Origin of the sequence: Chamaesiphon polymorphus CCALA 037, assembly GCF_003003845.1 — a bacterium.
GTDB lineage: Bacteria > Cyanobacteriota > Cyanobacteriia > Cyanobacteriales > Chamaesiphonaceae > Chamaesiphon > Chamaesiphon polymorphus.
In genome coordinates this window covers 1-9,751 of sequence record NZ_PVWO01000199.1, presented here as the reverse complement: position 1 = coordinate 9,751, position 9,751 = coordinate 1, and the positions used below count along the sequence as shown (strand labels likewise).

General features: G+C 46.9%; 7 protein-coding genes. 3 read left to right on the top strand and 4 right to left on the bottom strand.

Annotated features, from left to right (window positions below):
* Window positions 1-169: 169 nt before the first annotated feature.
* Window positions 170-631, bottom strand: coding sequence for a hypothetical protein (locus C7B77_RS29290; RefSeq protein WP_146138346.1), 462 nt, complete (start codon window positions 629-631; stop codon window positions 170-172).
* 375 nt (window positions 632-1,006) lie between these two features.
* Here C7B77_RS29290 and C7B77_RS15615 point away from each other — a divergent pair, with 375 nt between their 5' ends.
* Both C7B77_RS15615 and C7B77_RS15610 read left to right on the top strand, forming a co-directional pair.
* Window positions 1,007-1,702, top strand: a complete 696-nt coding sequence (locus tag C7B77_RS15615; protein WP_106306574.1) for a Uma2 family endonuclease — start codon at window positions 1,007-1,009, stop codon at window positions 1,700-1,702.
* A gap of 264 nt (window positions 1,703-1,966) precedes the next feature.
* On the top strand, window positions 1,967-2,797 hold the full coding sequence (locus C7B77_RS15610) for a TrmH family RNA methyltransferase (RefSeq protein ID WP_106306571.1): 831 nt from the start codon (window positions 1,967-1,969) through the stop codon (window positions 2,795-2,797).
* 77 nt (window positions 2,798-2,874) lie between these two features.
* Here C7B77_RS15610 and C7B77_RS15605 read toward each other — a convergent pair whose 3' ends face one another.
* The 3 genes from C7B77_RS15605 to C7B77_RS15595 form a co-directional block, all read right to left on the bottom strand.
* On the bottom strand, window positions 2,875-3,501 hold the full coding sequence (locus C7B77_RS15605) for a hypothetical protein (protein WP_106306568.1): 627 nt from the start codon (window positions 3,499-3,501) through the stop codon (window positions 2,875-2,877).
* 29 nt (window positions 3,502-3,530) lie between these two features.
* Window positions 3,531-5,210 carry an S-layer homology domain-containing protein gene (locus tag C7B77_RS15600; RefSeq protein WP_245894224.1) on the bottom strand — a complete coding sequence of 560 codons (1,680 nt, stop codon included), beginning with the start codon at window positions 5,208-5,210 and terminating at the stop codon, window positions 3,531-3,533.
* Between the two features lie 321 nt (window positions 5,211-5,531).
* Complete coding sequence (locus C7B77_RS15595; protein ID WP_106306565.1) at window positions 5,532-8,087, bottom strand: sigma 54-interacting transcriptional regulator; 2,556 nt, start codon at window positions 8,085-8,087, stop codon at window positions 5,532-5,534.
* A gap of 179 nt (window positions 8,088-8,266) precedes the next feature.
* Between C7B77_RS15595 and C7B77_RS15590 the strand changes: the two genes are divergently transcribed.
* Window positions 8,267-9,751: cobaltochelatase subunit CobN (locus tag C7B77_RS15590; RefSeq protein WP_245894223.1), on the top strand; the 1,485-nt coding region annotated here is incomplete at its 3' end.

The window sequence follows — 9,751 nt, the reverse complement described above, 5'->3', positions numbered from 1 at the left end:
TATTTAGATGATTAGAAATTGTAGATCGATCCAGCAAAGCTTTCTGAGAGCGTAGAATGTATGGAAACGATCGTAATTCATCTACAAATCCCAACTCGGTTCCATTCCAACCCTATAAATGTTGGGTTTCCTCCGTCAACCCAACCTATCAGAAAGAATTTCTACTTTTTCAAGCCCGAATATTTGCAAATATTAATAGTAATCCTTCTATGCAAAGCAAGGCTACAAATAAAGAGCAAAACTGTACTTGTAAGTTAAAATCAAAATTAAAAAATGAAGTAAGTACTGCAACCGACTTTATCTGATTTTTGCCAAAACGAAGCTTTGAGTTTTGAATTCTTTTAAACTGAACGTACAATATAAATGCGATGAATGATAAAACAAATACGCTTTCAAAAAATATGGGTTTTTGTGACGGCCAATTGCTTATTACACCATATTTTATGGTACGTGGAATATATGATGCCATTAAGCCACAACTAGCACCAATAACAATCGCATATACAATAGATAAAACCCAGAATAAAGATTTATCAAACACAGACATTTGAAACCATTCTCTCTTTCCTGAGTTAAATACCGTTTTACAGTGGTGGCATTTTGCTAGAGTTGGTCCCAAACCAGTGGACACACCCATATAGCTGAGGTCGTAACAGTCTTGACATTTTGGACACTGGCTATAATCAATTACAATAATCACAATAAAAATCCAGAGTGGAAGTAGATGACTTCATCAGCCACTTTTAGAATACCCATAAGATATTTAAACAGAACATCTGTCAAATTAGTCATAAAGATAATATGGTGGGCAACGCCCACCACATAACAATTGAAAATCACTCGATACTAAAAGATCCAGATTTTCTTTACCTTCGGTAAACTTCTTCACGATCGATGACTCTCGTGCATATTTGTCGGGTGTGGGCGAGTGGGTGTTGCGAATAGTTTCTTAACTTACGCCGCGCAGTCCTAGTAAAATATTAAGATATCCTTTGGTATTGTAGCCATGTTCCAGTACGAACTACCCAGATACCTACCCACCGCAGACGAATTACCCTGCTCTGACGATACCCCTGTGGATAACGAACTCCAAGAACTCATCCCTGGCTTGCTCAAATCGATTTTACAGATTTTATGGGCGGAGCGGATGGATTGGTTTTTTGGGATCGATATGGGGATCTATTATCATCCAGAACAACCGCCCATTGTCCCCGATGCTTTCTTGAGCTTGGGTGTCGAAAGAGTTTACGATGAAGAACTGCGTCCAAGCTATGTCTTGTGGGAAGAACTAGTCGTACCCAGTTTGGTGCTAGAAGTGGTTTCGGGTAATCCCGGTCGTGAGTATACCAGCAAGCTAGATGAATATGCCAGGATGGGAGTCTTGTATTATGTCATTTATAATTCCAAGCGGCGACGCAAGCCCAAATTAGAGATTCATAAACTTGTAAATGGCAAGTACGAGTTACAAGAGCACAATCCTGTGTGGATGCCAGAAATTGGTTTGGGAATCGGCTACGAGCGCGGCGAGTATGGGGGTGTAACGCGGGACTGGCTGTATTGGTATGACGAAGAGGATCGACGTTATCCTACGCCAGCCGAACAAATTAGACAAGCCCAAGCACAAGTGGCACAAGAACGCGATCGATCGAACAGATTGGCTGCTAAATTACAAGCGTTGGGTATCGACCCCGATGGAGATTAGAATAGTCAAATTGGATCGGTCTAACTCGATTTCTGAAAAAAATTGAGAGCTAAGTATCTGTAGTCATCTCATCCTACTCTTTGTGTGTATATCGGATAAGCTAGTTAAGAGCATAATGTCTTGCAACTAGCTTGTTTCATCCACCCCTCACTAATGCTATGCTAGGCAACAGTTGAATTACACTCCGCAGCACGATAACTGCGATCGCCAGCTTTATGATGTTCCAAATTTTGACAATTGCGAGCCAGCTAGTGGCTAAGGAGGATGGTCGATACTAAGTGTTTCGACCATCAGCAGCTCGATGTTGAGACGACATTAGCTTGCGCCAGACGGCTATACAAAGATCGCAACTTTCGCGATACCTCCAGATTATTTTTCATCGAAGGCGTTCGCAATTTCGTCCGCGTTATCGACAATCGTTTCGAGCTAGAGACGATTTTGTATAGCGAGAAATTGCTCGCCGCACCATTAGCACGTAAATTAGTCCGCCAATCGCGTCGGGATGGCGTGCCGACACTCAATCTCACCCCCGAACAATTTCGCCAGATTGCTTACAACGAGCGAGCTTCTGGCGTTGCCGCGATCGTCAGACAACGCTGGGCCAAATTATCGCAGATCTCCCCGCAAACTGGATTGTGTTGGGTGGCATTAGAAACCGTCCGCTCGGCGGGAAATCTCGGTACTTTGATGCGCACGTCTTCTGCCGTGGGTGGCGCGGGTTTAATCCTGGTTGGCAACCAGATCGATCCCTTCGATCCTGACGTAATTCGATCGTCAATGAGCGGAATTTTTAGCCAGCAATTCGTTCGCACCAACTTGACGCAATTGCGCGATTGGCTCCACCAACATCAGTGTCAAACCATTGGTGCATCGCCAGACGGAAATATCGATCTCTACCAGTTCGATTATCCCCCAGCGACAGTGCTATTTTTAGGCGAGGAGCGTCAAGGGTTGACTCCCCAACAGCGCGACTTGTGTCGCCATTTGGTACGCATTCCAATGGTGGGCGATGCTGATTCGCTCAATCTAGGTGTGGCTGGAAGTCTGTTTCTGTATGAAGTCTATCGGCGAGACTCTTCTCGCCAACGCGGCTAAATTTTCAGCCAGAGGGAGGGGCAATTCATAAATTGCCCCTCCCTTTTAGCTAGATTTTAAAACCTCAAGCCTCAAACCTATTCCACCCGAGCAGCTTCTGTCAACTTGCTTAACACAACCTGGGCGACTTTTTGGCCGACGGGGAGACTTTGCAAAAAGCCACTGAGTTCGGAAGTCGGCTTTTGGGTGATTTGATTGCTATCGATGAGGTACTTGACGTAGTTGTTGTAAGAATCAACGGCACCAGTCAATACCACCGGATCGATCGAACCATCGGAGCGTCTCAACCCTTGCATGGATTTGGCGAGCTGTTGAGCGGCGTCGCTACCGCCCAAAGCAGTGGCTAAGACTTTGACAGAGGGATTATCCGCGCCGACTGGCGATCCGATCGCATCTAAAGCTGCCTGTGCGGTGCCCGGATCGACTTCTACGGTGGTGCCGCCTACCGTTTGGCTGCCACTCAAGCTAGAAGCCGTTAGTGTCGAACCGATCGCATTAAGTTTCGCTTGGACTTCTGGTGTAAAACCAGCGTTATCAATACCATCACTAGATTCGGCACCACTTGCGGCGACGCTACTGACAGCATCAGAGCCGATAGGCGCATTACCCAGCACGTCGCAGATGCCGGAAATAGGTGCGGCAGCGGCGGGAGCTAGGGGCAAAACGATCGCTGCAATGGCAGCTAACGACCAGATCTTTTTCATGTTCGTGACATCCTGAATGTTTAGATAACTTAGAACCGAATACCGACACCGCCACCGAGACCAAATCGGGAGACTTCACCACTTATTTTATCGCCAGCAACATCCAGAATGGCAGGAGTAATCTGTACGCCGATGTTGTCGCTCAACCGAAAATTGAGCGGTAAGCCGACGCTGAAGTTGCGCCCGTTGTAGTCGGTGACGATGCCGATGTTATCCGTAATCCGAAAGCCCAAACTGCCGAAGAAAGCGGTCTTATCGCGATCGGCGACAATATCTGCAATTTGCCGAAATCGACCGTTACCAATGCCAAAAGAAGCGGTGAAGTTGTTGGTATCGCTGACTGGCAGTACCCCTGTCACCACGCCATAAAATGTATCCCTAACCGTTTGGTCATTACCAGCATAGCCATGTTTGATGGCATTTTCCCAGCCTGCGGCGATCGCGAAATTGTCGCCAAACTGTTTGTGCAGCTTAAAATTCACCGCACCGCGATTGAATAGTCCGAGCGGAGTACTGCCATCTGGCCCACCACCATTACTGAACGTACTATAGGAGGTTTCGAGGCCGACGAGATCGCGACTATTACCAATCCCAAAACCAACACCCAATCCAAAACCAGCAGTATTGATCAGCAGTGGCGTACTTAGTGGCGACCCCAACCATGGGTTGGGTGCGAGGCTATCTTGGTAGCCAGAACCGATAAATACAGTCCCCCAATTGGCTCCAAACCCGCTCGGTGTAGTCAGACCGCTGACAGGTCGATTGGGTGCCTTGCGGACGATCGTCGCAGTGCCTGCACTAGGCAGATTCCCGACACCAACTCGGCTGAGGACATCTTGCTCGCTAATAGTGGCAACTGCTGGAGCCGCAGCACAATTGACGATGTATTTTTGAGCGGGACTATCGCTAGCTAGGGCAGTGAGTTGCCCAGAAGCTACCAATGCTTGGTGAATGAATGCTGCCACATCGGCACGAGTGGCCGCACCCGTGGGGTTGAATGTCTTGCCATCTGGATAAGAGACGCTGACGGTGACGCATTTTTGGGTCGCTGCAATCAGGGCGTCGCGACCATAGTTGGGGACTTGTGCTGCATCGGTAAACAGCTCGTCAATTTTGGGAGCTGCCGCGCTATTGGCTTGCAATTTGCTGCCATTGGCGATCGCGACTAAAGATTCGATCCGGACGATCGTTTGGCTGGGCGCAAAGGTATTGTTGGGATATCCTGCCAGAAAACCAGCTCGGTAAGCTTTGTCAATGGCTGGTGCCGCCCATAACTGTGGCGATACATCCGAGAATGTGCGAGCTTCTTTGGTTGGCTCCAAGCTAAAAGCCTTAGTTAATAAGGCTGCGAATTCAGCTCTGGTCACAGGTTGGTCTGGACGGAAGGTACCGTCGGGATAGCCCGCAATAATCCCTTTTTCGACTAGGGCTTTAATAAATGGCTCTGCCCAGTTGCCTGTGACGTCGCTAGCTTGAGCGATCTGGTGGTTAACCTGAGGGCGTTGTGAATGAGTAGGATTTAGTTTAGAGCTGGGGGCAATGGCTCGATCGATCGCCTTATGGCTCAAGGATCGATCGAGCTGGCGATTTGGAGACACCATCTCCGCACGGCTAGTTGCAAATGCACTACTACAAATGATGGCGGTACTCACCAGCGTCACTAGAAAACAAATGTTTTTATAGTAGATTTGATATTTATGATGATTCATTGCTTAAAAAACCCATCCTCGATCGCGATAATGGTTTAGTATTTGAGTAACTGTGGCGATAATCTGGAGTCGTCACAATTCACGCTGTTTTTCGATTAGCCAGCGGTAAAAAGTTGAGTTTAGACGCCTTCAGTTCGCTAACTTTGCTACATCTAAATAGTATTTCTTCGATACTACTATTTTTTATATAGTTTTATTGTTGTTAATAATATTTGTTCACAACGACCGCCTGGTTCGATCGCGATCGCCATTATTATCTACGATCGAATTTTCAAGTATTTCGAGCCGTGTTAATATCTATACATCGCTCGGCAATATGGCTTATTTACCGACGATCGAGATCCACAGACTCACTGCCAGACAGATACTCGCTAGATGTTGGGGAACGATCGATCGAATCGATCGCTTGGCGATTTTTTGAGTGAGAAAAAAGGTAATTAATAATGCCAAAACTAACGTCATACCTTGGAGAAAGGTAATTACGGCTGGGTGGGCAATAAAGCTCGGTAAATTATTGCCAGCCAATCCAAATGTCGCAAAAGTGACGGGAATAATTTGTCCGCCTTCTGCTAAACCTAATTTAAAATAATGAGCTAAATTCCCACCTAAGATTAGAGGTAAATAGCCATAAGCTAGATCGATAAATGGTAAGGGCTTACAAAGTTTGAATGGAATAATCTCTAGTTTGCCCAGTTTGTATAATCCTTGCATCGCACCATAAGCTAGAAATGGGATTGTCGCAGGTAATACGATCGCCGCGATCGAAAATCCTAAATGGGGCAAAAATTGATTTAAATCTATTTGCAATCCCAATAGAGCGTTAATTTCTGGCAATCGATGGAGATAAATTCCACCTAATAACAGAAACAATAAAGCTACCTCATAAGCATGAGGAATATGTGTCGTCCACAGCTCGATTCCGGGCGGACGGAGATTTAATTCTACCGATCGATGGGGACAAGCTTTGAGACAAGTCATACACAATACGCAATCTTTATTATCGGTTAATTGCGCTGGATGTGAATAAATCGGACACCCATTCGTCGTCTGTCCCTCCCCAAAACCGACACCGCCTTTATAACAATGGTAAGTGGTACATTCTGCGGCACAAGTACCTTGCTGGGCGCGTAATTCGACGATCGATAGCTTGGCGAACAGACCATTCATTCCCCCGATCGGACATAAATAGCGACACCAAAATCGCCGTTCAAATATGAGCGAAAAAAGTACTGCACCACCAGTAATCAGTAACAACAACCAACTAGATAAATAAGCAGTATTTTCTAGATTCCAGAGTTCTTCCCAGAGGAAAATCAGGACGAATAATCCAAATAGAAACCAACCGCCCCATTTTTCGGCAGTCTCGCGCGGCCACTTTTTGAGAGTTCTGGGGAAAACTTTCAGCGAAAGCTTCTGAACGATCTCACCATAAATCATAAACGGACAAAAAGCACACCACAATCTACCGATAATGGGAAATAATAATAGAATTAACGGCCACCACCACGCCCAAAATAGATTGAGTGCGAAATTATGTTGGCGATCTTGAGGGGCTAGAAATAGAATGGCGACGACAATTGGAAATACCCACGCCGTAAAACCATAATTAACTCGATCGGGATACCAATCGCTATTTAAAAATTGACGTAACAGGGGATAAGCATTGAGTAAATTCAGCCGAAATAATTGCTTCTTAGCCGCCTGCGCCCAAAATACTTCCTCTGTTAATACCTTACTACCTTGAGCTTGTAATAAAGCTCGATCGACCATTCCTTGCAATTCTTTTAAATTACCAGGGAAATCATAAGCTTGTAACCGTCGAATTGCTTCGGGGATGACTTGTGGTTTGGGCAACTTTTTTTGCCGACAAATGATGTTGAGATAGTAATTGACATGCGCCTCTAAATCGGCCTTCCGCACTCGCAATCCTGGAACTTTAATCTGATGTTTGACAACCTTATTAAACGTCGGTTGAGTGCTCTCTGAGATGAGAATGACGCGCGCATTACTCGATCGCGGTGGCGGCGAAACTTGTCCCTCACGAGCGATTGGTGTATAGTTTCCCGTAGTTAATAATTGCTCGATTTGCGGTACTAAATCTCGCGGTAATTCCTGAACGTCATTTAAAATTAACGTCCCTTCGCCCAACCATTCTAATAAACCCGGCTTGCCACCCACGCGCCCGAATAATTCGGCACCATTGGCAGTAATTAGAGCACTTTTGAGACTAATAATTGGCTGCTGGCGACGCTTAGATCCAAAATGAATCAGCGCGGCAATATTATCTTTTTCCAACCCCGGTTCGCCCGAAATAATGACCGATCGATCGTCGCTGGCTGCGGCGCGAATTTGTTGGCGCAATTTAACTGCATACCGACTCTCGCCAATAATTCCCCGCTTGGCTTGGGGTACCAAATAAGTCCGCAACGCCGCTTGCCTGTCGCGATCGTAAGCGATTTCACCTTCGAGTTGTTCTAATTTACCCGCCAACCGTTCGGCATAAGCGGCGGTAATCTGGGGATATTGGGTAACTAATGCCTGCCATTTTTCGGCGGCAATCGTCTGAAACTGACATTCTGTTAGGGTAACAATCCGGCTATCTGTTAGTTGCCCTCGTTGTAATGCCGACAAATTTACCACTGCTCCAGGCAATAACCCCGCCGCCCACATCAATCCCGCTCGTTGACGACGATACCGCTCCGCTTGCCCAGATTCTAAGATATATAACTTAGTGACTGGGGTATCTTCGATCGTCACTTTAGAGCCTGCTGGTACGACTAAGACCTCTAGTTCGCTCGCGATCGATTCTAAGACATCGCTGGGCAACATCCCCAGTTCGGTAGCCGATTCCAACCAGTTGACTAATTCGGTAGACATGTGATGGTACCTGTCGATCGTTAGTTACCAGTTTATCAGTCATATCAGGGCAGAATGCTAGCTAGACTCGATCGCGATCGATGAGATCGTTGTAATGCTGCACGTCATTCAGGTCTAATTATTATATTGCCAAGTCCAAGTTCGTTACAATGAGGTGCTGTCTGTTAGGGTGAAACTCGATGCATCGTCTCGCTACAATACCGGGTGGTTGGAATCCTGCGGCTGAGGGAGTCATATTTGTCGAACAACAGCCAGCCCCGATCGCGTTTATTACCGCTGCCGATACCGATATCCAGACATTAGCAGTCGCAGCGACTAAATTACCAGCGGATTTTCCCCAGGTGCGGGTGGTGAATTTGTTGCAGCTACAGCAGCAATTGACGATCGATACTTATGCCGAAGATGTACTGACAGCGGCGCAGGTAATTATCGTCCGGTTAATTGGGGGTCAATCTTACTGGAGTTATGGGCTAGAAGTCGTCCAGGAGACGGCTAGACAGACGGGAGCAGTGTTAATCGTTCTGCCTGGAGACGAGCGTCCCGATCCGACCTTGATGAGCCATTCTACTGCGAGTTTGGCGGATGTCGATCGAGTGTGGCAATATCTGATTGAAGGTGGGGTTGATAATTACCGTCAGTTATTGAATTTTATCGCCAGTCGGTGGTTGGATTTTGAGTGTGCATATCGCGCTCCAGCAGCCGTGCCACGCGTGGGGATTTACGATGAGGTGCGGTGGTTGCCAGAGGGAATGCCCTTGCAGGGTGGGGCGGCAATAATTTTCTATCGGGCGCATTATCTATCGGGAAATCTTGCTGCGATCGAGGCATTGTGTCAAGCTTTAGTCGATCGTAACCTAACTCCGGTACCGATGTATGTGTCTTCGCTCAAAGATCCAGTGGTGCAGCGGGTATTAATTAGTTATTGTCAGCAGGGTGTGGATGTTTTGCTCAATACCACGAGCTTTTCTCTGGCGAGTTTGGATACAGATACGCCCCAGGTGGACTTATGGGCAACGATGAATTTACCCGTTTTTCAAGTAATTCTGAGCGGTGCGGGAAAGGAATTTTGGGAGTCTGGTTGGCAAGGTTTGACACCGCGTGATATGGCGATGAATGTGGCTCTACCAGAGGTGGATGGGCGGATTATTACGCGGGCGATTTCGTTTAAGGCGGTGCAAACTCAGAACTCGGCACTTCAGACAGATGTGTTGGTATACGAACCCGTGCCCGATCGAGTGGAATTTGTGGCAGAATTGGCTTTAAATTGGAGCAAGCTACGGCGGAAATCGGTAGTCGATCGCAAGGTTGCTTTGATTCTGGCTAATTACCCGACTCGCGATGGGCGGTTGGCGAATGGGGTGGGTTTAGATACGCCCCAAAGTTGCGTCGAAATCCTCCATGCGCTCAAGGCTGCGGGTTATCAAGTTGGAGATATTCCAGCGGATAGTGGGGAGTTAATTGAGTTATTGACAGCGGGAGTAACTAACGATCCAGAAGGGGATGGCTGGCGCAAGCCGCGTCAGTTGCTTTCGGGTGAAGAGTATCGGGCGCATTTTGAGACTTTACCGATTTTAGTGCAGCAAGGGATTGTCGAAAGATGGGGCGAAGTTAGTGAGAATCCCCCTAAATCCCCCTTTTTAAAAGGGACTTTGAACTCCCAGGAC

Excerpts from the sequence above, each read along its gene's own strand:
- C7B77_RS15605 (WP_106306568.1), bottom strand. The coding sequence starts at position 3,501 with ATGAAAAAGATCTGGTCGTTAGCTGCCATTGCAGCGATCGTTTTGCCC.
- C7B77_RS15615 (WP_106306574.1), top strand. The coding sequence starts at position 1,007 with ATGTTCCAGTACGAACTACCCAGATACCTACCCACCGCAGACGAATTA.
- C7B77_RS15600 (WP_245894224.1), bottom strand. The coding sequence starts at position 5,210 with ATGAATCATCATAAATATCAAATCTACTATAAAAACATTTGTTTTCTA.
- C7B77_RS15595 (WP_106306565.1), bottom strand. The coding sequence starts at position 8,087 with ATGTCTACCGAATTAGTCAACTGGTTGGAATCGGCTACCGAACTGGGG.
- C7B77_RS15610 (WP_106306571.1), top strand. The coding sequence starts at position 1,967 with ATGGTCGATACTAAGTGTTTCGACCATCAGCAGCTCGATGTTGAGACG.